This is a genomic window from Paenibacillus alginolyticus DSM 5050 = NBRC 15375 (genome assembly GCF_000422905.1).
Lineage (GTDB): Bacteria > Bacillota > Bacilli > Paenibacillales > NBRC-103111 > Paenibacillus_E > Paenibacillus_E alginolyticus.
In genome coordinates this window covers 65,398-89,334 of sequence record NZ_AUGY01000011.1, presented here as the reverse complement: position 1 = coordinate 89,334, position 23,937 = coordinate 65,398, and the positions used below count along the sequence as shown (strand labels likewise).

The 23,937-nt window shown below is 43.9% G+C and carries 22 protein-coding genes, 3 pseudogenes and 1 riboswitch; of the genes and pseudogenes, 9 read left to right on the top strand and 16 right to left on the bottom strand.

The genetic code is table 11. From position 1 onward, the window contains the following. Nucleotides 1-197 precede the first annotated feature (197 nt). The 7 genes and pseudogenes from G519_RS0105625 to G519_RS41875 all read right to left on the bottom strand — a co-directional run bounded on the left by G519_RS0105625 (nucleotide 198) and on the right by G519_RS41875 (nucleotide 7,847). A complete protein-coding gene (locus G519_RS0105625; protein ID WP_029193850.1) occupies nucleotides 198-1,817 on the bottom strand; it encodes a response regulator transcription factor in 1,620 nt (539 codons plus the stop codon). A gap of 8 nt (nucleotides 1,818-1,825) precedes the next feature. Then, entirely contained in the window at nucleotides 1,826-3,580 is a 1,755-nt protein-coding gene (locus G519_RS0105620; protein ID WP_244280024.1) for a sensor histidine kinase, read from the bottom strand. A gap of 143 nt (nucleotides 3,581-3,723) precedes the next feature. Next, entirely contained in the window at nucleotides 3,724-5,076 is a 1,353-nt protein-coding gene (locus G519_RS0105615) for an ABC transporter substrate-binding protein (RefSeq protein ID WP_029193848.1), read from the bottom strand. A gap of 120 nt (nucleotides 5,077-5,196) precedes the next feature. Then, nucleotides 5,197-5,835, bottom strand: a complete 639-nt coding sequence (locus tag G519_RS0105610; RefSeq protein ID WP_036632135.1) for a pyridoxamine 5'-phosphate oxidase family protein — start codon at nucleotides 5,833-5,835, stop codon at nucleotides 5,197-5,199. Nucleotides 5,836-6,036: 201 nt separating this feature from the next. Beyond that, nucleotides 6,037-6,657, bottom strand: coding sequence for a MepB family protein (locus G519_RS0105605; protein ID WP_029193846.1), 621 nt, complete (start codon nucleotides 6,655-6,657; stop codon nucleotides 6,037-6,039). Between the two features lie 134 nt (nucleotides 6,658-6,791). Next, nucleotides 6,792-7,320, bottom strand: a pseudogene (locus G519_RS0105600) (GyrI-like domain-containing protein); the annotation flags it as partial. A gap of 185 nt (nucleotides 7,321-7,505) precedes the next feature. Next, on the bottom strand, nucleotides 7,506-7,847 hold the full coding sequence (locus G519_RS41875) for a winged helix-turn-helix transcriptional regulator (RefSeq protein WP_051253113.1): 342 nt from the start codon (nucleotides 7,845-7,847) through the stop codon (nucleotides 7,506-7,508). A gap of 265 nt (nucleotides 7,848-8,112) precedes the next feature. Between G519_RS41875 and G519_RS0105590 the strand changes: the two genes are divergently transcribed. Genes G519_RS0105590 through G519_RS53245 form a run of 3 tightly spaced genes read left to right on the top strand, consistent with a single transcriptional unit; the run spans nucleotide 8,113 to nucleotide 9,565 of the window. Further along, the gene (locus G519_RS0105590; protein ID WP_029193843.1) at nucleotides 8,113-9,009 is read left to right on the top strand and encodes an alpha/beta fold hydrolase; all 897 of its coding nucleotides are present in this window, start codon (nucleotides 8,113-8,115) and stop codon (nucleotides 9,007-9,009) included. 45 nt (nucleotides 9,010-9,054) lie between these two features. Beyond that, a complete protein-coding gene (locus G519_RS41870; protein WP_244280023.1) occupies nucleotides 9,055-9,411 on the top strand; it encodes a hypothetical protein in 357 nt (118 codons plus the stop codon). Beyond that, nucleotides 9,335-9,565, top strand: a complete 231-nt coding sequence (locus G519_RS53245) for a dihydrofolate reductase family protein (protein WP_322786716.1) — start codon at nucleotides 9,335-9,337, stop codon at nucleotides 9,563-9,565. The genes G519_RS41870 and G519_RS53245 overlap by 77 nt, the downstream gene beginning before the upstream one ends. Before the next feature lie 199 nt (nucleotides 9,566-9,764). Here G519_RS53245 and G519_RS0105580 read toward each other — a convergent pair whose 3' ends face one another. Next, on the bottom strand, nucleotides 9,765-10,541 hold the full coding sequence (locus G519_RS0105580; RefSeq protein WP_029193842.1) for a pirin family protein: 777 nt from the start codon (nucleotides 10,539-10,541) through the stop codon (nucleotides 9,765-9,767). A gap of 55 nt (nucleotides 10,542-10,596) precedes the next feature. After that, a complete protein-coding gene (locus tag G519_RS0105575) occupies nucleotides 10,597-11,046 on the bottom strand; it encodes a MarR family winged helix-turn-helix transcriptional regulator (protein WP_029193841.1) in 450 nt (149 codons plus the stop codon). Between the two features lie 213 nt (nucleotides 11,047-11,259). Between G519_RS0105575 and G519_RS47250 the strand changes: the two genes are divergently transcribed. The 3 genes from G519_RS47250 to G519_RS41860 are packed head-to-tail and all read left to right on the top strand — an operon-like array spanning nucleotide 11,260 to nucleotide 13,831. Then, nucleotides 11,260-12,375, top strand: a complete 1,116-nt coding sequence (locus tag G519_RS47250; protein WP_051253112.1) for a sensor histidine kinase — start codon at nucleotides 11,260-11,262, stop codon at nucleotides 12,373-12,375. Nucleotides 12,376-12,428: 53 nt separating this feature from the next. Continuing rightward, entirely contained in the window at nucleotides 12,429-12,614 is a 186-nt protein-coding gene (locus G519_RS51995) for a hypothetical protein (protein WP_244280022.1), read from the top strand. Then, nucleotides 12,587-13,831, top strand: a complete 1,245-nt coding sequence (locus G519_RS41860) for a S8 family serine peptidase (protein ID WP_244280021.1) — start codon at nucleotides 12,587-12,589, stop codon at nucleotides 13,829-13,831. The genes G519_RS51995 and G519_RS41860 overlap by 28 nt, the downstream gene beginning before the upstream one ends. Nucleotides 13,832-14,030: 199 nt before the next feature. Here the strand turns inward: G519_RS41860 and G519_RS0105560 are convergent, their stop codons facing one another. Both G519_RS0105560 and G519_RS0105555 read right to left on the bottom strand, forming a co-directional pair. Then, nucleotides 14,031-14,399, bottom strand: coding sequence for a DoxX family protein (locus tag G519_RS0105560; RefSeq protein WP_029193840.1), 369 nt, complete (start codon nucleotides 14,397-14,399; stop codon nucleotides 14,031-14,033). Between the two features lie 94 nt (nucleotides 14,400-14,493). Continuing rightward, nucleotides 14,494-14,928, bottom strand: a complete 435-nt coding sequence (locus tag G519_RS0105555; protein WP_307720068.1) for a VOC family protein — start codon at nucleotides 14,926-14,928, stop codon at nucleotides 14,494-14,496. 221 nt (nucleotides 14,929-15,149) lie between these two features. Here G519_RS0105555 and G519_RS41855 point away from each other — a divergent pair. Beyond that, nucleotides 15,150-16,029 (top strand): annotated as a pseudogene (locus G519_RS41855) (sigma-70 family RNA polymerase sigma factor). 237 nt (nucleotides 16,030-16,266) lie between these two features. On the opposite strand, the gene G519_RS0105545 reads toward G519_RS41855, so the two are convergent. Continuing rightward, on the bottom strand, nucleotides 16,267-16,842 hold the full coding sequence (locus tag G519_RS0105545; RefSeq protein ID WP_029193838.1) for a hypothetical protein: 576 nt from the start codon (nucleotides 16,840-16,842) through the stop codon (nucleotides 16,267-16,269). A gap of 102 nt (nucleotides 16,843-16,944) precedes the next feature. Then, nucleotides 16,945-17,075, bottom strand: a riboswitch (SAM riboswitch). A gap of 561 nt (nucleotides 17,076-17,636) precedes the next feature. Here G519_RS0105545 and G519_RS0105540 point away from each other — a divergent pair. Then, a complete protein-coding gene (locus G519_RS0105540; protein ID WP_029193837.1) occupies nucleotides 17,637-18,071 on the top strand; it encodes a hypothetical protein in 435 nt (144 codons plus the stop codon). 153 nt (nucleotides 18,072-18,224) lie between these two features. Here the strand turns inward: G519_RS0105540 and G519_RS0105535 are convergent, their stop codons facing one another. Then, nucleotides 18,225-19,280, bottom strand: coding sequence for a metallophosphoesterase family protein (locus G519_RS0105535; protein WP_029193836.1), 1,056 nt, complete (start codon nucleotides 19,278-19,280; stop codon nucleotides 18,225-18,227). Between the two features lie 114 nt (nucleotides 19,281-19,394). Further along, a complete protein-coding gene (locus G519_RS0105530) occupies nucleotides 19,395-21,272 on the bottom strand; it encodes an LTA synthase family protein (protein ID WP_029193835.1) in 1,878 nt (625 codons plus the stop codon). 327 nt (nucleotides 21,273-21,599) lie between these two features. Between G519_RS0105530 and G519_RS41850 the strand changes: the two are divergent. Then, a pseudogene (locus tag G519_RS41850) lies at nucleotides 21,600-21,857 on the top strand (SDR family NAD(P)-dependent oxidoreductase); the annotation flags it as partial. An 80-nt stretch (nucleotides 21,858-21,937) separates the two neighbouring features. On the opposite strand, the gene G519_RS0105520 reads toward G519_RS41850, so the two are convergent. Together G519_RS0105520 and G519_RS0105515 are read right to left on the bottom strand one after the other, a co-directional pair. Then, complete coding sequence (locus tag G519_RS0105520) at nucleotides 21,938-23,158, bottom strand: ABC transporter permease (protein WP_029193834.1); 1,221 nt, start codon at nucleotides 23,156-23,158, stop codon at nucleotides 21,938-21,940. Nucleotides 23,159-23,172: 14 nt separating this feature from the next. Beyond that, nucleotides 23,173-23,886: an ABC transporter ATP-binding protein gene (locus tag G519_RS0105515; protein ID WP_029193833.1), complete on the bottom strand. Its 714-nt coding sequence runs from the start codon at nucleotides 23,884-23,886 to the stop codon at nucleotides 23,173-23,175. Between the last annotated feature and the right edge of the window lie 51 nt (nucleotides 23,887-23,937).

Genomic DNA, 23,937 nt, shown 5'->3' with positions numbered 1-23,937 from the left:
CAACGACAAATAAGAGCCCCTAATAAAGGCTCTTATTCCACTCCTATAGCCACTTTTCACGCAAATAGAAACTCCCAAAGACTCTTATTTCTCCCAGTAGCTAGCTTTTCCTTCATGCGACAAATGGAAATAGGACTGCCCTCATGGTCGAATTGACCTTTTGGAACAGCCCATTTCAAATCTGCATTTTTTAGCTGCTACACTTTCTTACTTAGTAGCTCTTCCCGATACTCCTTCGGTCCTTTACCATAATACTTTTTAAAAGCTGTGCTAAAGTAACTTGAACTGGAGTAGCCAACCAGCGTAGCAATATCCGTTAGCTTCAGCTCATTTTCTTCCAGCAGCACCGCGGCCTTACTTAGACGTAATTTCGTGACATAATCACTAAAAGTAACGCCAACGCTCGTCTTAAACAATCCGGACAAGTAGGTTTCATTTAGATGAAACATGTCCGCAAGTGAAGCTAGCGTAAGCTCGTAGGAGAAATTCTCATCTACATAGTTGCGAATCGCTTCGATCATCTGCTGGCCGCTGGAGAATCTCGTTTTCCTCACTTCGTTCATCACCAATTGTGCCATTTCATGAAGCTGCTCCAACACTTGCTCCCTTGAGGAATAGTCTCTCACCGTCATCTGACAGTTCCATAGATAGCTTTGCAGCGAGGCATCACCAAGTTCGAACTTCTTGGCTATGGCATTAAACAGCAAAATAATCCGCAACGTCAAGAAGGTAAATACAAACATCGGCGTGTCTCGATCAGCGGAGAAAATGGTATGCAGCTGCTTAGTGAATGCAGGCATATCCAGGCTTTCAATGGTTTGCATCAGCTTTCTCTCTACTTCCGGCGAAAACGCATGTGTCAATGCCAGCATATTTCGGTTCGGCTCAGCCTTGTCTGATTGGATCGTGCTTTGGCTCCAAGCCAGCATGCTCGATGCATAACCATCCTTCAACTGCCTCAGTCCGTTGATAGACTCACCTATGCCGACTACACTCTCCACTCTCAGGTAGCTTTTGATATTCCGCTTGAGCTTGCGAACGAAGTCCTCCATGAAACGACTATGCTGCGCAGGATCTTGAATAAGGATCAGGAAATGCATCATGGCAGGATGACTAATAGGATAAAAGGGATACACCTGCTCCCAATTTTCGGCAGACTCCCGGCAAATCATCTGGAATGCCAGGTAGAGTAAGTCTTTCCGCTCACTCCAATCGTCCAAGCGGCCTTGCGGAATTCTCATCTCCACCGTCACAAACTGCGCATGTACATCATCTATGGTCAAAGAAGACAGCTGTAATTGCTGCATCCGTTCTTTCACGGTGGATACACTAAACCATTCATCCTTCACCAGCTGCCAAATTAATTGCTCCTGCATGAGGTGAAGCTGTTGATGATTCTTCATTTCCTCTTGGTCTTGTTCGCGTATTCGATTGCGGTCATCTTCCAATTCTTCGGACAGTTTGGCTAGGAGTGCCGTTAATTCGCTGCGCACGACAGGCTTTAGCAAATAATCTTTCACCCCCAACTGGATGGCTGCCTTCATATATTCAAAATCCGAATAGCCCGAAAGCACGATGATACGAAGATGAGGGAACTTCTCCTTACTAGCTTTGATGAAAGCTATACCGTCCATTTGCGGCATTCGGACATCCGTAATCACAACATCGGGCAGCGGCTGCTCAGTAAGAAGCTGCATGGCCTCCAGACCATTAGCTGCTTCTAATTCAATTTCGAATCCGGCGGATTGCCAATCAATTTTGGCTTTAATACTGTTACGTACGCCGACTTCGTCATCAATCAGCATGATTCTGTACATCTATGTTGTCAGCTCCTTAGCAGAGGAAGGTACAAGGTCATTTCGGTCCCCTCGCCCAACCTGGAATGTAAGCCTAAGTGAAATTGCTCCCCATAATTCAACCTGCATCTTGATAAAACATTGCGAAGCCCGATGCTTTGCCCCTCGCTGCTGAGAATGGCAACTGAATCACCCGTTTTAATCTCTGTCAGTAAATCTTGAACCAATTCGGGGGACATGCCGATCCCATTATCTTTGACACAGATCAACAATCTATCGTCTAACACCTGTGTACGCAGCGTGACCTGTGCGACGCCGTCCTTCTCCAGACTATACTTCACTGCATTTTCCACCAGGGGTTGAATAATAAACTTGGCAATCATGAAATCCTTAGCAGCCGGATCTTCCTCTATCACGACTTGTAACCGAGCTTCATGTCTCAAATGGAGAATGAACAGATAATCACGAATATAGCTCATTTCCTCGGCTACTCGGACCAAATCACTGTTCAGGTTCAGCGAATACCTCATCATTTTGCCTAAAGCCTCGGTGGCGTCCATCACTAGGTCTTCCCGCTTCATGGCAGCGAGACCGCTAATGATTTCAAGCGTATTATTATAAAAATGCGGGTTAATTTGCAGCAGCAGCGCCTTATATTCGGCATTCTTTCGGCGGAGATTCGTTTCGAACTCGGTTTCGATCAAATATCTCAACCTGTGCGTCATTTGCTCGAAAACCCCCGTCACATAGTCCACTTCACTATGCCCTTCCCGGACTTTCGGCATCACATGCAGAGCCTGATTAAATTCGCCGCGCTGCACATGCTTCATCGCTTTGCCCATCACACTAAGCGGTTTGGTAATGCCTGCAGACAACCAGAAGGCCGCCAGCATAGCGAGAATAAGCAAAAGGGCAGTAACCAAAAGCATAGTTTGCCTGATATGAGTGATCTTCTCATATAATTCACCTTCTGGAACGGTGCCTACAATGGTCCAATTTTGAGCAGGTAATTTGCGAAAAAAGAGCAGATTCGTACTCCCTTTATCCTCAATTGGGAAAATCCCGCTAATCTCCCCTTCGAATCGTTTATCGATTTGCTCAAGACCACTCCTTAGAATGTCCCGATCCTCTGAAATATCTTGATCCAGTACACTATTGCCTTCGCTCGTTAGCAAAATCACTTTCCCCGTCTTCCCAACCCGAATCTTCTCAATCGCATTTCGAAGCAAAGTTGTGGGGTAATTGACTTTAATGAACCCGACATTCTTTAACGACTGCAGCTGCACCAGTGGAAAAAGAAAGCTGTTAATCGATCTTGCTCTCATGAATTCGTCTGATTGATCGATATCTTTATGCGCTGTCGTCCAGCGCTTCCCCTCTGTCATAAATGCCGTAAACCACTCGCTATTTTTATAGCTTCTATCTTGCGTCCACAATCCCCCGGCATCCTCAGCAAAAGCGCTGATCGAAATGCCATTAGAGTTGTTAACGGCATACGAAGAAAAATACTCCCGTAATCTCTGCTTCGTAAGCACTCGCTCTTGAATTGTATTATCGGGATTCAAATGAACCGTAAGCCATTCCTGCGTCGTTCGGCTGCTCACAACCTGATTGCCCGTATCTTCAACCTGAGTAAGCAGAGTCACGACATGCGAAGCAAATTGTTCGATGGTTTGAGCGGTTGAAGATTCAATCGACGCTTTAATCGTTTTCGTCGCTTCCTCACTAAGAATATAAGCGAGTGCAGCAAAAGGGAGGATTAGCAATATAGAGAAAACAGCCATCAGACGGCTCCTCAATGAAAAAAACATGAAATCCCCCGTTTCTTATCCAGTCATCACACCTTAATCATACACGTCAACCTTCTAGGGAAACAACGACAAAGAGACGATCATCGAAATGATTCGTCTCTATGAACTTCAAAAACCTACTTTTTCTGCTGCGCCTGCACATCCGCATAAGCCTTATCGATCGTCGTGATCGCTTCAGCAATGGATGCGTCAATATTCCGTTTGCCGATGGTGACATCTTCAAACATTTTATTCACAGCATCGGACATTTGCGGGAAGATCGGCGTAATCGGGCGCGGTCTGCCGTACTTCTGATTTTGAATGACGAAGATGTTCTTCGGATACTCATTCAATTCAGGGAAATCCTTCGCTGCCGAGTAACGGGACGGGATGTCCTTAGTCATGCCGGCATATGTCTTTTGTCCATCATGCCCAGTTACCCAATTGACAAACTTCCACGCTTCATCGGGATGTTTGCTTTTGGCTGAAATACCGAGCGCCCAGCTGCCATTTGCTACGGCTTGTGCAGTTCCTTTTGGCAGAGGAGCAATGTCATAGTCTTCGCCAAGCTTGAAATTCGGGAATTTCTCTTTCAGATTCGCCAGTGACCAGGAACCATCAATCGTAATGCCCAGTTTGCCGTTCGGGAATGGATCCGGCGGATACTCCAGAGCAGATACTTTATCTTTGTTATACAAGTCCGAGAAGAATTGAATGGCTTTCTTCGTTTGAGGAGAATCCAAAAAGCCTTTCGACGTTTTACCGTCAGGACTCATAATTTCTCCGCCAAGCTGCCAGATGATCGGATACTTGAAGTAGGCTGTAGCTCCCGCGTTCCCGAAGCCCTGTGCAGGGTCTATACCAAAGATGCCACTCGCTGGATCATTGATTTTCTTTGCAGCATCGAGCACCTGATCCCATGTCCACGGCTCATCCGGATTTTTGGAAGGAAGCGGAATGCCCTTCGCTTGAAACATCTTTTTGTTATAGAACATGGCAATCGAAGATTCCGTTAATGGCGCCATGTAGATTTCATTTTGATACGTGTAGGTCGCAAGTGTTGATTTAGGAACATCATCGATATTCCCGTCCGTTTTGAAGTATGTGGTCAACGGCTTCAGAGCACCGGCATTTGCATACGAACCGACCGTAGGAGCATCTAGCGCCATAATATCCGGCGGGCTGCCCGAAGCAATGGATACTCTTAATTTCGTGTCATAATCGGAGTACGGAATCGGTGTCATTTCAACTGAAATGTTCGGATACTTTTGCATGAAGGAAGCTACAAGCTTGTCATAGGCTGCATTCTCCGTATCATTCCCCGAGTTTCTCCAGAACGTCAACTTGACTTTCTCTTCTTTTTTAACCGCATTATCCGTTTGGCTGGGTACTGCTGACGACGTATTTCCACCGTCACTTTGCGTTGAACATCCCGCCAATAAACCACCGACTACGATAGCGCTTACTACTGTTTGACTTAGTTTTTTCAAAATGTAAATGCCCCTTTCATTTATCTTTGTTGTTGTTCTTGTCATCATCATATCAAAGGGGCCGGGATATTAAATTCAATATTCTCTGCTTAGAACTTATAAAATTATCATGATCTATGACTAATAAAGTCTCTTTGAATAGCCTTCTTCTAATCTTTCAGCAATTAGCTCAGCGGTTACTCCCTCAAGTTTTACATGAGATGATAGTATCTTTGCAGCTGACGGTAATTCATCTTTATTCAACCAAGATTCAGGCTCCCACAATCTTGATCGTCTAAATGCTTTTGCGCAGTGAAGAAAACATTCCTCAATGGCAACCACAATACCTAGTAAGGGTATTTTTCCATTCACAGCCATCGTATTTAACAATTCACTATCTTTAGTTACAAATGCACGCCCATTTATTCGCAGTGTTTCTCCAAGCCCTGGAATTAGAAAAACTAGACCTATTTCTGGATTGGAAATTATATTGCTTAAGGAGTCCATTCTTTTATTTCCTGGTCGTTCAGGGATTACAATGTGCTTATCATCAACTACCCGGATAAAACCAGCCGAATCACCTCTGGGAGATACGTCACATCTGCCTGTAGAATCAGAGGTTGATATAACTATGAAAGGTGATTTGGCTATAAAGTCCCTGCAATGTTCATCGATATGAGAAATGACCTTGTGTTGAACAAGTTCGCTTGGGTAGCCAATAAGCGATCTAAGCTCTTCGACTGTAGTAATGAGTTCTTTAGTATCAATAAATGATATCATAATACCTCCGTTTTCTAATTAACTTGTTCGATAGTCGTACCTTGTTGATACCCTCTAATTGTTCCATCCGGCAATGTTACTTTAATCTACATGATTTAGCCTCCATTCCTATTTATTTCATTAGCACGTTTGAAGCCCATGAAGGGGAATGGCGGAGGTCCCTTTGCCGATATCGACATAAGCAGGTAGAGTTGTTTGATTTCAAGTCCCTCGGCAGTGGTGTCGTTCAGTTACACTATGCAGTCGCTCTGATTCGAGGCCGTAAAGCATTCGAGCACGATCACTGTCTATCGGTTCATTTATAGGTGTCTCCAGGAAATAATCCAACTGCCATTTCTGAGTTTTCTGAGCCTGGAGGCTGATAGTCTTGTCCCACGGTGGGTACACTCGTATAGCCCGTTTACCGCCTTCACCTTGATTTGATACGATATTTTGATTGAATAGAACATGCTTTGGAAATACAAATTGGCCAAAGTTAGTCTCCTGGCGGGTACTAATTACGAAGTAATCGATTGGATCTGATACGTCATATGGGTGGATCGTTCCATCCCCAATTCTATGCCATAGCGTTACAAACTGCCCTACCTTGGTAGGAGTGATTTTAGCGACACGAAATCTTATGGAGAGAGAATTTATATTAAATAAATAGGCCCCATATTCAGCATTTTGTGCTTCTTCAAGTGGTTGAGAGCAATCAAACCCGCACACGTTATAGACGAAATTCTTAGTAGCAAGCAGGTCACTATGAATTATATCTGAGGAAGCCCAGGCATTTTGATCATTAGGGCATGCTTCTGTTAAATTAAGATTTTTATTATCCATCTATTCTAGTCTCCTATGTTCATTACATTCTATCTAAAAGAATACCAAACATTCGTTGAGTTTGGCGAAGTAGGGATCGATAACCAACTTGTAGTTGGTGCGTTTTTTGCGATAAAAGCTCCTTTAGCGAATAATTATTTCGGTATGACTGGAACCCATAGTTCATGCCTTGGTTTGTGCTTTGGTCCGTAATAACACTCGATACATGGTAATTTAGCCAGTTCATAACCCGAAGTTGGAACCCATTCTGAATATAAACGTTTCCATGCCTCCGTAATATTCGGAAAAACCGCCCATGTACTTGGAGGAATTATAAGAGTTTCCATTTCACTTGGAGATTCCCCATCATAACGAACCCCCATAAAGTAATCAAATGTATCTTCCGTTATGGCCGCTTCTTTTCCACAAACCCCCAGGAGGCTTTCAAGTGTACATTTTGGATTTTCCCATGACATATCAATTAGCTTTTGCATAGATCCATCTTTTTTTGCACTGTTCCAAAGCGTAGGGATCGTTTTAAATGCTTTGCTTGTTTTAACAGACTGACTTTTCCCTATAATTCTTAATTCGAAATCAAGATTCTCAATTCTGTACTCCATTTCAGTGTCCCCTTTAATTTGAAATTTGAAAGGATATCCTTGGAAAGGCTTTTAATTTCACCCTTAAATTGTGACTTTTTCGTCCGACATTTCATGCACAAAGACGTCGGATATCTTTATTTCCCAACTGGTTTAATTCTAATAATCTTAGGAAATATCCTTCTTGTACTATCCTGATAGTTACTTTAATAAAACAAAAGAGGAGCTGCCACGATGCAAGCTCCTCCACTATAGTTGTCACATTCACATCTATGCCATCTCTTCCGCCCCACGCTCGCCACTTAAGTCATTTTCCTGAACCCATGCCCACATAGCCGCAAAAATAGGCTGCAGATTCCATCCTCGCTCAGTTAGCTCATATTCGATGTGCAGCGGCACACCGGGGTACTGCGTGCGCGTTATTATCCCCTTCTCCTCCAGCACCCGCAGTCGATCCGTTAACGTCTTCGGGCTAATCGGGTGTAGCTTTCGCCGCAGCTCACCAAATCGCTTGGTGCCGACAAACAATTCTAGCAGAAGTGGGAGGGTCCACTTACCATCCAGGATTTCCAGCAAAGGATCAATGGCTTCGATACAAGAGCGATCCAACATTGACGTTTCCTCCATAGTTCATTTTTTGAAACTATTGCACTTTATTGTAACTACTTTTCAAATATACCACAGTGTTGTAGTCTTATTGAAGAGCCAAAACACAAAATTCTACTTCATATCGATAGCAACCCCTGAGTGGTGCGCGCAACCAGGGCGCTCAATCGATATTAACAGGACTTTGAATCACATTTAAAATCTGAATATTTAGACAACTATTCCATGCGATTTAAACGCCACTTGAAACTTATGGCAGATTGGAGGCAAAATGCAAAGACCGTTTGATGTAGATGCATCCGAGTATCCGTTCAAGGACCACTGGATGTCTTATCGCGATGGCATGATTCATTACGTTGACGAGGGGCAGGGTCCTGTCATTCTTCTTCTACACGGAAACCCCACCTGGTCGTATCTTTACCGGAACGTCATCAAAGAATTAAGCGGTGAATGCCGTCTGATTGCATTGGATTACCCGGGACTCGGAATGTCACGAGCTCCTTCCGATTATGGCTATACGCCGAAGGAGCATTCTGAGGCAGTCACCGAATTCATCCGACGACTGGATCTTAAGGACTTCGTACTTGTAGTCCAAGATTGGGGAGGCCCGATTGGATTGGGCTACGCCGTAAGACACCGTGAGAACCTGCGCGGAGTTGTCGTGATGAATACCTGGGCATGGCCGGCTACGCTTCCTGCGATGAAGCTTTTCTCGTTTGCTATGGGCGGATGGCCCTTCGGATATTGGCTGCAGACAAGACGAAACTTCTTCGCCAAGAAGATTGTCCCGCATGGGATTTATCATTCCGAGAAAATCACGGATATCTTGAGAAAGGCCTACACCGATCCATTCCCAACCCCAAAATCCCGGAAACCGACATGGGTATTCCCAAGACAGATCCGAAAAGCGCGTCCGTGGCTCGCGGAAATCGAAGCGAAACTGCCGGTTCTATCCAATTTACCAGCACAGATTCTGTGGGGGATGAAGGATAGCGCGGGTTTTCCACCCGAAGAGATGGCTAAATGGCAAGGTTATTTGAAATTGAACGAAACCGAATCGTTAGACGATGCCTCCCACTACGTGCAGGAAGATCGGCCGGACCGGGTGGTCGCATCCATCCGCAGAGTCCTAGAACGGACATCGCGGCAATCAAGAAAGCTAGGCTGAACTATAATCATCATTTATTTTCATCGACTATTAGGAGGCTATCCAATGAAAACAATTCTATGGGCAACACTAACAGGCAATGGTAACTACGCGCAATCGAGTCCGAATAATCCCCCAAAAAAGGAAGCACTCGGCGATTTTGCGGCACATGCTCAAGCAGCTGGTAATTTCATTGTCGGAAGACGCACGTTTGAAGGGATGCAGGCGAGCGGAGGCGGGGGTGCTTTTGCCGGCATGGATATCGTCATCGTATCGGCAAGCGTGAAAGAAATTCCCGGTGTGACGGTTGTCGGCTCGCCGCTCGAAGCCTTGAGCTACCTGCAGGATAAAGGCTATCAAACCGCCCTCATTTCGGGGGGGGGCGGACCTTCACAATGCTTTTCTGGGTCAAGGGCTTGTTGACGAGCTCATATTCAATGTCGCGCCGGTACTGGAAGGGAAGGGACTCAATCTATTGATTGACACGGAGAAGTACCAATACAAGGAAGTAGAATTGTTGAACTTCAAATCACTCGGCAGCGGCGTCGTTCAATTGCACTATGCGATTGGTAATTAAAACGGCAGCCAGGTAGATCCCACCATACGTATGAGTAGGGCAATTGAGCAATGATCAAATCTTTACAGTTCAACGAGGCCGTCAAACGTTTCCGCGGCAGCCTCGTTGTGTATTTGCTGCTGAAGAGGATAAGACGACCATCTCTGCAATCCCTTCAGGTTTAGCAATAAAGATATTTGACGTGAAGCGAAAGCCACAATTATCTTTTACGATAAAGTGGATAAGCCACCGTTGTTGGAACCTTGATGAGAATCAGCCGCATTACCTCTTCATCCGTGTTCGTAATTGTTACCTCTGTCTCTGATTCAGCTGCTGCAAGGATGAAATCTTTGTGATGAAACTGTACAGGTTGTTTCGATGCCCCAGTCTCACCCCATGTTCCCTGCCCGCGAATTGCTAAAGCCGTTAATGTATAGCCGGCATCAATCTTATGTTGATAATGAGCGCCGCTATTTACTTCAACATCCCACATTTCAATATCAGCAACCAACTGTATAGGAGCATCTACACCAATTACCGTTTTCACTTTATACCCTGCTTCGTGGCTTATTTGTGGAAATTCTTCATGCTCATACTGGCGATAGGTTGGCTTTCTCCGCATCGCTTCCGTCAATTCAGGCTCAAACCATATTTGAAAAAGCTCCGCATTGGCACTTAGCTTTTCTTGATGACTTACGCCAGAGCCTGTTTGCATGACCTGCGCCCCGCCTGCTCCCACTGTGCTGTTCGTACCCAAGGTATCCCCATGAAAAGCACTGCCTTCAACCACATAAGTCATAATCTCAAAGCCTTGATGAGGATGCAGGCCGATCATGGCTTCGCTGCTTGAAGTGGCCCATGCCCAATAAAATAAGGGACCCACTCGCTTGATAACTGATCCTTCGCCTGAAAAGCCAATCGGCTTTTGTTCTTTGATTTTCCCACCGTCAAATTCACCAATTCCCTGCATGGCAGGTGTGTATACTCGTGCTTGCATATGGAACAACCTCCTAAATGTTAATTTTCATCTCAGCCAACCAACCTACCCATGCCTACCCTTCCAGCACTCCTTTCCCCAATTTCTTGATCAGTTCAATTGCCACTAGCTGCTCCTCTTGCGTAACAGCCTTCATTAAAGAATGGATTTTTGCGGCATGCTCGGGAAAGATCCGATTAAACAATTCATTCCCAGCGTCCGTAATTTCAGCATAGATCACCCTGCGATCTTCATTGGAAGGTACCCGTCTCAAAAGATCCTTTTTCTCCAATTTGTCGATATTGTAAGTGATGCTGCCGCTTGTAATTAATATTTTCTCTCCAATTTGCTGCAAAGGAATCTTCCCCTTCGCATACAGCACTTCAAGAATCATAAATTCTGAAGGTGACAACCCGTATCGTTTCGCATCCTTTACAGCTTGCTCCGTGATCGCTTTGTAAGCCTTGGAAAGAACAACAAACAACTTAAGGGAAGTCTCATGAGCATCATCTAGTTGAATGGGCATTCCTATCACCCCTGTATATATCTCGGATTCAAATATCTTTAATTTAAGATAAATATATGCCTTGAACCAGTTATTGTCAACATGTATATGAAAAATAGTTTAGGTATTCGCTTCTGCTCGTGTGGCTTCCTACTAAATATACACGAAGGAACAGGAACTGTTCTTATTTCGTCGAACCCTAATAAAGAATATCCTCTATAGGGAGCAAATGTGATGACCGATGAGAAGCACCTGATGATCATAAAAAAATATAAAAATCAGATTATTACGAAGTGGATTCGCGAGTTCATTCATTGTTATCCTGAATATGACAGAAAAGTTCTAAAAAAAGATGCGGAAGGCTTCTATACATATATGTCAGACCTTCACATTCCCGCGGCAGAGCATTCTCGTTTCCTAGCAATCCCTGAGTCCCAAAAAGTGTTTTTGAAGAGAAATGTTTCTATTAGCCATGTTGTACATAGCAGTCAACTGTGGATTGACGCCATTTTATGGTTAATTCAAGAAAACCCTAGAGGGAAGACGATTTCCATGAGTCTGACTAGGAAAATTATTGCTCGGGTCAGCTTATATGAAAGATATTTTCTCCATCAATACAACACCATTACGAAAGAACTGCTGTCGGGTCAAGAACAGACGATCACGGAGCTGCATGAAGCCCGCCTGACGATTATCGGAAAGATGGCGGCAAGCATGGCGCATGAAATCAGAAATCCATTGACAGCCATACTTGGTTTTTTAAAAATCTTGCGCAAGCAACTATCGATTCAAAATTACCAAAAAATTAGCTCGTATCTGGATACGATTGAAAGTGAACTTCTAAGCATTCAGATGCAGATCGCAGGATTCCTCAGTTTTTCAAAAAAGGATGCCATTGAGGAAAGTTTTGAAGAAGTGTCTTCTACATCGATTATCGACAATGTCCTAGCAATGCTTGCGCCTAGATTAGTAAACGATAATATTGAGTTAATTTTTCAGCAAGGGGATGATATTAAGCTCAAGGTTCAAAAAATAGCCATTCAACAGGTTCTTTCAAATATTCTGAACAATAGCTTGGACGCGTTGTCAGAAAAGGAAGGCGAGAAAGGATTAAAGATCGCTTCCATGCTGGAAGATGATGAATTCTTAATTATCATTTCCAATAATGGCCCTGAAATCCCTCCAGAGATAAAGGACTCACTGTTCATTCCATTTGTGACCAACAAAAAGGATGGTACTGGTCTTGGGCTCGCCATATGTAAGCAAATTATGACCAAAAATAAGGGAGACGTCACGTTTGATTCCAGTCCGAATGAAACGTCATTTCGCTTAAGTTTCAAACAAAGGTGAGATGGACTTTTGCTAATTTAGATTTAATTGACACAAATTGAAGGAGGACTACTATGAAGCGTAAGTGGACAACCCTGGCCGTATCCAGCATTTTGGCTGTCTCAACTGTAATGGGTGGCGGCATATCTGCAATGGCAGCATCGAAGAGCAGCACAGGTGGAACAACAGCGGGCAAGTTATTCGGGCTATTCCTGAGATTGGAGGATTGGAGGTGCGTTCGTCCAGCACTGAATTTATGACCAAGCTGCAGTCAGTCAAGGATATTGCTGCTGCTAACGTTCAGATGGTACATAAGCTAAGCGATGGTACAGTAGATCCCTCCACAGCTGACGGTCAGCCCGTTACAGATATTCCCCAGCCGGAAACAACGAACAGCTACTGGGATTATCAGTGGGACATTAAGAAAGTGACGAATAACGGAGCTTCGTTTGCCATTGAAACCGGCGGCTCAGGCAGCACGCATAAGGCCATTGTAGGCGTTATCGACAGCGGTATTGATGCCAATCATCCCGACTTAAAAGCTAACTTCCTCGGTGGCATGAACTTTGTACCCGCAGGAACAGATACCAGTGAAACTGGTGATCCTAACGATCTACTGGACCGCGCAGGACACGGAACGCATGTGGCAGGTTCCATTGCTGGGAACGGCAAAGTCAGAGGTGTCGGCCCGAATCTTGGCATCCGCTCCTACCGTGTATTTCCCGGCGGACAAGGTGCGCCTACGGCCTGGATTGTAGCTGCTATCGTTCAGGCAGCGAATGATAAGGTTGACGTCATTAACATGTCGATCGGCGGCTTTGACTCCCAAAAGTATTATATTGATGGAACCAAATATTCGGATGTTGCTGACATTTTGCTTTGGAAACGTGCTATTCAATATGCTGTGAACCATAATGTAACGGTGGTAACAGCAGCTGGAAATGAAGGTCTCAACCTACGCGATAACAAAGCGATGACTGATTATCTAAACGCTACATACGGTTCCCCTAGCTTTGTATTTAAAGGGAAAACAACAGAAACACCTGGCCAAATCAATGGTGTCATCAATGTTTCTTCCTCGAACAAGTGGTCGACGAACAGTATCGCATTTTACTCCAATTATGGAAAAAATCAAATTGATGTAGCCGCACCAGGCGGCGACAATGGGCCCGTCTATGCTGCAACTCTGGATTTGAACCAACGGGATTTCCACTATCGCGCGCTTAGCACATGGCCTACCTATTTGCCTTCGTACTTCACTTCTAACCTGCATAGCTACGCGCTGCTCCACGGTACATCCATGGCAGCTCCGAAAGTGGCTGGTATTGCAGGCGTCATTAAAGCGGCTCATCCGGAGTTGAACCCTGCTCAAGTTGCCGCGTTAATCGAAAAAACGGCGATCGATTACGGCCCAACCGGCAATGATGCTTTATACGGCGCAGGTGAAGCGAATGTGTACAATGCTTTAGTCAAATAGTTCTTAATCAAACAAGCCCAGTGCCAAAAACGGCACTGGGCTTGTTTGATCTCTTACCTACCTTAAAGTAAAGTACACTGTTCTTGTTGAATGTTCAACTATCGTTCCTCGTTACTTCAACAAATTATTTGGCCAGCGGCGTTCTTTGGCCCATCAGCCGACAAAACCAGTCGTCGGAAACAATAAAGATAATGCTTTCTTAAGATAGAGGAAGCATCAGACCATCTGCATTAATAATGGTTAGAATGATGATTAACGCAGTAAAAACGATGGCCGCTGCTGTCTTACTGATTGGATCCTTGACCCTGAAATGCGCGAGACACGTCAATAACATAGTGACTCCAAGCCAAATGCCAGCCCATGCGACCGCCCCTACATACCAGTAGCCGATGATGAGTAATGCTGCTCCGACTAACTGGACGATACCTGTGACGACACGAAACCACTGCGGTAGTCCAAGATTCTTGAAAATATCAGCCCAGTATTTGGCCCCTGCGATCTTGGCGCCTCCTGAAAAGGCATAGTATAAGGCTAGCAAACTTTGAAGAACGACGGAAAATACAGTCATTAGGATTTCCTCCCTTTATTTTAAGTACCATAAATTTCGTATTACTATTCTGCCAACATCTTATAGAGCTGCCCACTCATTCCCAACTAATTGATTACTGGCGACCTTTTGTAAGGATTCGGAACGTGATGCCGAATTTATCCGTAACATTGCCGTAAGCGGGGCTGAAGAAACTAGCTTGAAGCGGATCGTTCACTTGACCATCTTCCTTCAATGCTTCAAAATATTTGGTAGCTTTATCTTTATCGTTGGTTTGAACAACGATGGTGATTTGTGTTCCCTTCTCGTAGGTGCTTCCAGTGATATGATCTGTAATCTGTAGTTCCGAATCGCCGATTTTCAAGATAGCGTAATTAACCTGGTCCTTCTTTTCCGGAGGCAGTGGAGCTTTGGGATCTTCCGGCATGTCACCGAATCGCAGCATATAGGCGACCTTGGCATCCAATGCCTTCACATAAAAATCTATTGCTTCCTGGGCACTTCCGTTCATTTCAAGAAAAGGGATCAAACAAGTACTCACAACAATCATCTCCTTAGTTTAAATGTTCTTTCCGGGAAACCCTCGGTATTCTTCGTATGATCGGTTTTCCCTTGTCACTTACTATGTCGTAAGTCAGCAAGGAAACGTGACGGATACGGTGAATTTTTTTTAGGATAAGAAAATGCAGATTTCGTACATCTCAGTTGTCACGTTTGCCCAGTTTCGTACGACATATAAGTAAAAAGGAACCGAAGGAAGGAATGTGATGTATGAACGATCATGATTGGCTTGTGGGACAATTCGAGGCGCATAGAAATCATCTGCAAACGGTGGCTTACCGGATGCTCGGATCATTAAACGAAGCGGATGATGAAGTACAGGAGTCATGGATTCGTCTTAGCCGCACAGATACTAGAGAGGTCGAGAATATGGGGGGATGGCTGACAACGATAGTCTCTAGGGTGTGTCTGGATATGCTGCGAACTCGTAAATCGCGGCGTGAGGAGCTTACGCTCGTGAATGTACCTGAACCGGTTAATAGCCGTCAGGACGAAAGCAATCCTGAGCACGAAACATTGTTGGCCGACTCTGTTGGTCTTGCGATGCTGATGGTCCTTGGAAATTTGAATCCCGCCGAACGCATCTCATTCGTATTGCACGATATTTTCGCGCTTTTCTTTCTCGGAGATCGCCCCGATTATAGGCCGTAACGAGGTTGCAGCCAGACAACTTGCGAGCCGTGCACGCCGTCGGGTTCAGGGAGCGAAAGCGACTGCGGATTCGGAGGAGTTCAAGCGAAAACGGGAGCTTGTAGATGCTTTCCTAGCTGCGTCGCGTTCTGGAGATTTTGAGAAGCTTCTTGCGGTATTAGACCCCGATGTTGTGCTCCGACAAGACCCTGCATTTCCTCTGGTCGCAGCATGGCCACTTGTTCACGGTGCGGAAGCTGTGGCCAAGGGCTTCGCTGGTCGCGCCCAGGGTGCACGGCCGGTGCTCGTGAACGGATCTGTTGGCGTGGTTGTTGCTCCTCGCGGTCAAATGCTTTTCGTACTCGAACTCAAAATTGTGGATGGCAAGATCACCGAGATCGACATGATTGCCGATCAAGCGCGCGTTCGCCAGCTCGATTTAGCAGAAATGAAGGATTGATGGGTCAGCTTCAAAGAGCAGCGACATTAAAATAGTCTCCTTATTGACATTAAAATGGTTCCATTCCTAAAATTTAATCGCAGTGACATTAAAGTACTCCCATATATATCTTGAGTAAGATAGAATGGTACCATTTTAATGTCACTCATTTCTATGTAGGACAGCAGTTTATTGTGATGTCCGATGGTTCCAATGCTAATCAAGTCTTCCAAGTCTTCACCTGGTTTGTCGAATTTTTTAGAAAAAGACGTACGCTTGCGTATGGTCAAATAAGTATGCTCGATCCCAGATGTATCTTTGATTCTTGTTGTTTTTTGATGCCGGTCCAAGTTTTCCATTTAGATCCATTAATGCAGATTCAATTAATTCGGATCTCACGGGTCCCCATGCCTCTTGTTTTTGTCGAACGTAGTTCAAGCTCTCAACCAAGGTCAGACCTTTTATTCGCTGAAAAGGAGCAGCCCACAAAACCGTATCACACTTCATGCTTTTACAAGGGATCGCAAATCCCCTTAACCCACATGCTCCCGTCTTTGTAGAGAGAGCAATTAGCCCACAGACATAATCTGTGCTGTGTTCAAATATGAGCTTTTCTGTAAGCTCACTGTCAAATCGAAAACATTCTATATGGGTAATCTTACAATGCTGCAAACTTTCAAACGAAAGATCTATAACCGAATTTTTCAAATTATACGAAGAAATACGAAGGGTACGAGTATCCTGGTGATACTCGATTGTCTCATTCATCGTAAAAGTGATCCCTTGGTTTAAAGTCTCTTTGGCTGGCAGATTGTCAGGTATCGTGATCGCCATCTTGTCCCTCCTATTACACTAGTTTTGTTTGTGTTAATGCAAACAAAAATGACCTTCCCTGGAATTAGAGAAAGGTCATAAAAATTCAAAGTCATATCCTCACTCTTATCTCCCAGATTCGCTTAAGATCAGCGTTTCCGCAAGAATTAGCACCGTGCATTCCTTTGTTTAACAAAGGTTTGTCGGTTGCCGGGTTTCATCGGGCTAGTCCCTCCACCTGCTCTTGATAAGAAAATTCAACATATTCAATTATTTCTATATTACTATAAAGTTCTCTGATGTCAAGGGATTTAACACTCCCTGATCAATCCGCAATAAATGATAAAACTTATGTGATTTTCGCCTCATTTTTGGTGTTTAAGACTCTCGTTCTGCGTTAGCTCAATGATCAAATCCCCGTTACCTGAACGAAAACCAGAAAGAAGCCACTTCAAAACAGCCTCTTCTCTTCGACTAAAGTTTCTCGAAGCTTAATCAAATATTTTTGTCACCGAACTTCTTATAGCTCTCACAATATGTGGTGTAACAGAAAGAATGGCGCACTATGCGATGAAAAATTGTGATTTGTGTATAGCGCTATGTATATTCATTCTTCACGGTGAAGTCGCTGGGTGTTGTTATGCTAGCGTTTCTCGTATCTCTTAAAATTCAATACCTACCTGATGTTTGTAATATGTCCTTTTGGGTGAGAAATGATCCTTTTACAAAAGGTTCCACGTACGCATTATTCTATTGTGGGAATGATAAAGGATGCACTGCTTTTCGGAAATTGTACTTACTTGGAGGGTAATGGCATGATCAAAAATATCGTTTTCATTTCGTCTCTCTTTTGTTGCTTGATCGTAAGTGACTATGCTCTAACGGAGACGAAAACCGGAGCGAAAGTCGATAATTTGGAAAAATATGTCTTCGAAAGCATGGACGGAGGAACTCACGGAGTGCTTCAAACGTATGCGGGTAATCATTTTACGGAGGAAACCGATTTCACATCTAGTGACAATAAATATACGAATAAAGGCGGACCTTATGGAGCTTCGGGCTTTTCCGGTTCTGGATTTACTGGGAACGGGTTCTCCGCATCTTCCGCAAGAATCGGCAGCGATTACCGCATATATACAGTAAACGCCGCAACCGGGAACAACAGAATTGATTGGGGCGTGCTGAATCTTCTAGGCCTTGTAGGTCTTGCCGGAATATTCGGAAGAAGTAGCAGGGCGGATCAGAAGTAACCGGGTATCATCCGCGGCGAACTACTCAACGTTGGTTATTCGTTCGGTCTGGCCGAATAAACAGTAAAAAAATCCACTTGTTTCAAGTATATTCAAACCCATGCCCACCTCCATACAAATGAAAAGAAGCTACCAAAGTAGCTTCCAGCTCGATTACAATAATACTTTTGATTTTGTCTGTAGGGGAATTGTCCAATAAGCTTCCTTAATGAAGGAGCGTTTACTGAACTCCCTGCCCCGAACAATCACCTTATTTTGATATACTTGCAAGTAAATACCTTGTGCATGGTCTTTCCAAATTTCAATATAATTTCGATCAAGTGGCCTAGTGACTGAAGAATTGTGAAAGAGATGAAACGTTTCCTTGACATAATGTTCCGTGCCATTTGTAAAATCTTGATGACGGTGACCACAAAATACAAATACATTCTGGTAAGGCTGCAAAATCTCGCGAAACCGTTTGGCACGTATCAGAAAATGACTTCCGCCATTCTCACCCTCCGGCGGAAGTGGTTGATGGATCATAACAAAAACAGGCTTCCCATCTTTCGAAACGGAGGACAATCGTTCCTCCAGCCAGTCCAATTGTTCATCCGAGTACCAGGCACCTTCCCCAACTTCGGGCTTTTCCAAAATGTAGGTTTCTTGTGACAAAAGAAGTACCGTATAACCCTTAATCGTCATCTCGTTATACGTCTTTCTATAGTTCATAAAGGTTAAAAACTGCTGACGGGAAAGCTCATTGGTCTTACCATTTGGCATCGTCGACTTTTTCCAAGCCCCATGAGCGTCTGTCCAAATTGTGTAATATTCATGATTTCCCATGTTCGCGCCAATCGGAGGCAGCTTGTATTTGCTTAAAATGCTCGATAGCAGACGGTAATCGCTCATCGTCCCCGTATCCGTCAAATCCCCCGTAATAATCAGTGCATCAACTAGATTTTCATATGATGTTAAGTCCTGTAAGGCTTGTTTCATTTTACGAGGGGTTTGAGGGTCCTGCGAAATGTGAAGGTCGCTGAAGATATACATGGACATGAGCGCTTCATCATCGGAAACTACCGAAGTAAAAGTAGACTGAGCCGATTGAGCAAGTATCGATGGCTTATTCATCGATTCCCAATATCGCTGCGCGGCATTTCCTAATCCTCCAAGCAAAGGAAGAGACAAAGCAGCCGCTAACCACTTCAAAAAAGACCTTCTATCCATCCGGCACTCTTCCCCTCACTTCCTTAACCTTCATCCTGATGCTGAATTCATTATACTCCGCTGCTTTTCATCCTCATAGTTCGCTTTTGATACCAATTATGGAAGAAATTTAAGCTAACGTTTCGGAAGCATATTTACATATTGATCTGACAATTTCATTAACTTCATGATGTAGTCAAAATCGCTGCGGTACGTTTTGAAATCAACAACTGGCTGAAGTGTCTGCAATGAGACAGCCTTTCCATCATCAAATCCTTTCCCAGGAACAAACAAAATATGGTCATTGAAAAAAGAGCCGGTAGGCAAATAATATCTCATGCCAATCACGTTTTTCTGTATATTTAATAAATCTTGACCAAAGTGGACGAATCCCTGCTCTTTTAAAGAAATGCCCAGCAAGTTGGCAATCGTAGGCATAATATCGAGCTGTCCGCCTACCTGGCTGATCACTTTACCATTCGTTTGACCCGGCAAATGAATAAACAATGGGATGTTATAGCGTGTGATTTGAGCGTGGTAAGGAATACCCAATTCACTGCTGAGTTTTTCTGGATCAATATCTTCCGGCTGCAGGCCGAAATGGTCTCCGTAAGCCACAAAAAGTGTTTGATCCCATACACCGGAAGCTTTCAACTTATCGATCAACGTCCCAATCCCATAATCGGTATAATTGGTTGCAAGCAAGTAATTTCCGATCTCCTGCCCCTCCAACGCCGACGGTATTGGCATTTTCTCGAACCTGGTTGGTACTGTGAAAGGAAAATGGCTTGATACGGTTATAAATTGAGCATAGAAAGGTTTCTTTTGGTCGTGCAGCTCAGTAAGTTTTTCGCTTCCCACACGGAACAGTTCTTCATCGGAAGCCCCGAATGAATTGAAATTATCGTTCGTATAAAACGGCTTGTCAAAATAATGAGTAAACCCAATCGCAGGATACAATTTGATCCGATCCCAAAAATGAATTTCGTTCACATGAAACGTATCCGCCTCGTACCCCTTGTCTTCAAGCAGCCTTGGTAGGCTTGGGAGCTTTCGATCCCCGTAGCCTGTTGACATCGGAATCGTTCCAGTGGGATATATGGACGTATTGGACATAAATTCAGCGTCAGATGTATTTCCTTGTCCAACCTGTTGAAAGATATGCGGAAAGTAGAAACTTTCCTCCGCCAACTTATTAAGTACAGGCGTTAGTTCCTTGCCCTGATAACTAAGATGAATCAGAAAGTTTTGAAAAGCCTCCATCTGTACAACCACAACGTTCATACCTTGCTGCGAGGCAAAATAATTGGGCTTTTGGTCAGTATTGACCCCGGGATTATATCCATAACTATCTTCTACTTGATTGATGACCATTAGTGCTTGCTTCAAATTAACGAAATTCGTTTTGTTTTTTTCGCTTATACCGTTGACGACAACAGAAGCCTCATAATTCATTAGGCCAAGCTGCTCAGCCCGGACGAGTTCATTCGAAATGTCTTTGTCTGTTTTAACAAACCATACCGACACTCCCAAACAAACTAGTGTCAAAATAATCATGACAGACCGCCGAAATGGCAGTTTGACAATCAGAGAAAAACCGCTCCTTCTCGTCGCAAGCCATATAAAAAATAGCAGTATAAAATCGGCAAAAAATAAGTAGTCTAAGGGATGAATCGTCGCTTTAATGCTAGACGAAATTTGCAGTATCTGCTTCAATTCCAAAACTGATGTATAGGTAATAACCGATCCAAAATGTTCAAAATAAAGGGTAGCAGCAAAACAGATCAGGGACAGAATTGCATTTAAAGTCCAATAAACGATCCGCTTTATCTGATTCGAGAAGCAATTCTCTATCAACCCGGTAATGACAAGGAGGCTTACTAAATCCAGAAGCCACCACTTAAGATCCACTTTCTCAAAAAGGAAATATCGCAACAAAGCAAATTTCGCCCACAAAATAACAGAAAATACAGTAAAAAAGCTTCGCCATAACCTATTCCAAGAATGATCCATTTCTTCCTCCATTGTTGTCTTCCCTATCTTAGTTCTTCTACCCATAATGCAGTCTTTGACTAAATGCAATTAATATAAACATGCTTGTCAAATTTAACTAATACAAAATGAAGTAATTTCATGAAAGAATACCAATTGAAAAAGGAAATCGAATACACTCATCGCCATAACACATATATCGACCCCGACGGTCTTTATAACCCTATAGACTTTAGTTTTGACGGATGAGACAGAACTCTCCTGCCCTTTAGGTGAGAAAACGGCAGCCGATCATAAGCCAGCTGCCGTTTCGTGTTGTATATTGAACTATAGCTACCCGTTAGGGAAGATGATGCCGGTATAGGAACTTCCAAAACAGTGGAGGAAACCACGGAGAAGGATTTCGACGCGATATTTGCAGTTAATGTAAAAGCACCGTTCTTCCTCGTCCAGCAGTCCTTGCAACTTCTGCGTGACGGAGGGCGAATTATCAACATCTCTTCAGGCGTTACGCGAATTGCCTATCCTCATATTATGGCGTACAATTTGACGAAAGGTGCCATAAATACGTTTACCCTGCATCTTGCGAAACTACTAGGATCCCGTAATCAATAGCCCTTCCAAGCAAAATGGAAGGGCTGGTTTTATGTTTAGTCGTAGTAAAACTTACCTTTATTTATGCCTACTCAATACCAACTTGTAAATACAGAAGAAGTCCCATAGGCTAACGGAAATGCTGCTCCGACCATCAGTACAGGTCCCCACCAGGTGAAGAACGATATCCCCATACATAGGCTGATTAAGACCAGCGCTGGCAGTACAAGGATAGGAATTGCAGATTGTAGAGCTTGATGTTTCATTGTGTCCTTTATAGGAAAAAGAGTCAGAAACGGAGCTGTCAATTCATCTTTACAGAAAGATTTTCTCCAAAATACCAATAGGCATGCAGCAAGGATCCAGATCGTAATTTTAAGGGCACCCGGCAAAATAAACATAGCTCCACCGATCACAACAACGAACTGTATCGTTTGTTTCCACTGTGTACCATTTCTAAAAAAGGATTTCGTTAATAAATCAGCGATTCCGTTGCCGGCACCTTTCCCTTTGAACAAGCGCTGCGATTTCCCGAATAAGAGGGGATACTTCCGTGTCGGTTTTCTTTTCCGCTCAACAACACGAATTAACATCAGGGAGACAATGCGCATCCGTGAATCTCTTTCTCTAGCGATATCAGCGAAGAAAGCTCCTTTCTCTTGCAGCCGTATTCGGCTTAAGAAAACAACCAGCACTAGAAAAAGAAGAATTGCCGCCCAACTATAGGAAGTGTTATGACTTACCTCTGTAACTAACAGTTGATACAAGAAGAAAAGTCCGACAAAAATCACAATCCGCAGCAACCAAAGCACAATTCCATATACACGAAGTGCAAGCAATTGGCGAAGCAACCCTAGGTTAATTTTCAGCAAATAAGTAAGCAACCATAAACAAATAACTTGCAACACGCTATAGGAATACGTTTGAACTAATAAAGGAAGAAATACGAGCATCAATATTAACGTCGTGATTCCTTGCAACACTAGAGAGTATCTATAGCCAAGGAGCATGAGATGCCGAAACCATTTCTGGTTCTGTCGGAGGAAAAGCTGGTCCCCCTCTTCAACAAAGTATCGAATGGTTCCCAGCCATGTGAACACATAGAAGACCACCGTAATCATAAACATCGATATCCAACTAAACCAAGATGGCTGAGTCGCCCACCAGGAGTAATATTGATAGCCAGCCACAATCATCAGTGGAATGACAAAATAAATCGCAATGACCCAATCCACAGCCATTCGCAAAGCCCGATACTGGAAATGCCAATCCGAGCGCACTCTTCGTGTGAAAACTTGAAAACTACTCTTCAACCCATGGTCCCCCTTCATAGTAACGAATGGAAGCAGTCGAACAATGGCGCGTCAGGCATGCCGCATTGCTGCTGAATGTCCTGCAGTGTTCCATTTGCTACCAATCTGCCACCTGAAAGAAGTACAAACGAACTGCAAATCCGTTCTGCTGTATCTAACACATGGGTACTCATCAGAATGCCTGCACCGCGCTTGCGTTCCTCATCCAACATCCCTAGGAAATCTTTGATCGCTTTCGGATCCAATCCAATGAAAGGCTCGTCCACAATATACACATCTGGTTTATTCAAAAAGCCGAGGATGAGCATAATTTTCTGCTGCATCCCTTTGGAAAACTTTCCGGGCAGTTGATGCTTCTCATCCAACAGTCGAAACCGATGCAAAAGATCGTCTGCACGCTCTAGGAATACCGTTCGATCCAGATCGTAGACGGAAGCCGCAAATTCCATATGCTCCCATAACGTCAGCTCATCATACAGAATCGGATGCTCTGGGATATAAGCATAGCTTTTTCGTTCACCCATAAAGGAGATTTTACCCTTGAAATCCTTCAATAAACCAAGGATGCTCTTAATCGTCGTGCTTTTGCCAGCTCCATTTGGACCTAATAGACCCACCAGTTCACCTTGTCGAACATCAAAGTGAACATTTTTAACAATATCTGGCACCTCATCATAACCAGCCTGATCGATATGGACTTCTAATACAGCTAATCGTTCTTCTGACATTCTCGGTCACGATCCCTTCTACCCTCATCATATATCACGCATCTGCAGATT

Excerpts from the sequence above, each read along its gene's own strand:
- G519_RS0105545 (WP_029193838.1), bottom strand. The coding sequence starts at position 16,842 with ATGGCGATCACGATACCTGACAATCTGCCAGCCAAAGAGACTTTAAAC.
- G519_RS0105535 (WP_029193836.1), bottom strand. The coding sequence starts at position 19,280 with ATGGATAGAAGGTCTTTTTTGAAGTGGTTAGCGGCTGCTTTGTCTCTT.
- G519_RS0105580 (WP_029193842.1), bottom strand. The coding sequence starts at position 10,541 with ATGCAAGCACGAGTATACACACCTGCCATGCAGGGAATTGGTGAATTT.
- G519_RS0105560 (WP_029193840.1), bottom strand. The coding sequence starts at position 14,399 with ATGACTGTATTTTCCGTCGTTCTTCAAAGTTTGCTAGCCTTATACTAT.
- G519_RS0105610 (WP_036632135.1), bottom strand. The coding sequence starts at position 5,835 with ATGATATCATTTATTGATACTAAAGAACTCATTACTACAGTCGAAGAG.
- G519_RS0105530 (WP_029193835.1), bottom strand. The coding sequence starts at position 21,272 with ATGGATCATTCTTGGAATAGGTTATGGCGAAGCTTTTTTACTGTATTT.
- G519_RS0105540 (WP_029193837.1), top strand. The coding sequence starts at position 17,637 with ATGATCAAAAATATCGTTTTCATTTCGTCTCTCTTTTGTTGCTTGATC.
- G519_RS41875 (WP_051253113.1), bottom strand. The coding sequence starts at position 7,847 with ATGTTGGATCGCTCTTGTATCGAAGCCATTGATCCTTTGCTGGAAATC.
- G519_RS0105590 (WP_029193843.1), top strand. The coding sequence starts at position 8,113 with ATGCAAAGACCGTTTGATGTAGATGCATCCGAGTATCCGTTCAAGGAC.
- G519_RS0105575 (WP_029193841.1), bottom strand. The coding sequence starts at position 11,046 with ATGCCCATTCAACTAGATGATGCTCATGAGACTTCCCTTAAGTTGTTT.
- G519_RS0105555 (WP_307720068.1), bottom strand. The coding sequence starts at position 14,928 with ATGATTGTTGTGAGTACTTGTTTGATCCCTTTTCTTGAAATGAACGGA.
- G519_RS47250 (WP_051253112.1), top strand. The coding sequence starts at position 11,260 with ATGACCGATGAGAAGCACCTGATGATCATAAAAAAATATAAAAATCAG.
- G519_RS0105515 (WP_029193833.1), bottom strand. The coding sequence starts at position 23,886 with ATGTCAGAAGAACGATTAGCTGTATTAGAAGTCCATATCGATCAGGCT.
- G519_RS0105620 (WP_244280024.1), bottom strand. The coding sequence starts at position 3,580 with ATGGCTGTTTTCTCTATATTGCTAATCCTCCCTTTTGCTGCACTCGCT.
- G519_RS0105605 (WP_029193846.1), bottom strand. The coding sequence starts at position 6,657 with ATGGATAATAAAAATCTTAATTTAACAGAAGCATGCCCTAATGATCAA.
- G519_RS41870 (WP_244280023.1), top strand. The coding sequence starts at position 9,055 with ATGAAAACAATTCTATGGGCAACACTAACAGGCAATGGTAACTACGCG.
- G519_RS0105625 (WP_029193850.1), bottom strand. The coding sequence starts at position 1,817 with ATGTACAGAATCATGCTGATTGATGACGAAGTCGGCGTACGTAACAGT.
- G519_RS51995 (WP_244280022.1), top strand. The coding sequence starts at position 12,429 with ATGAAGCGTAAGTGGACAACCCTGGCCGTATCCAGCATTTTGGCTGTC.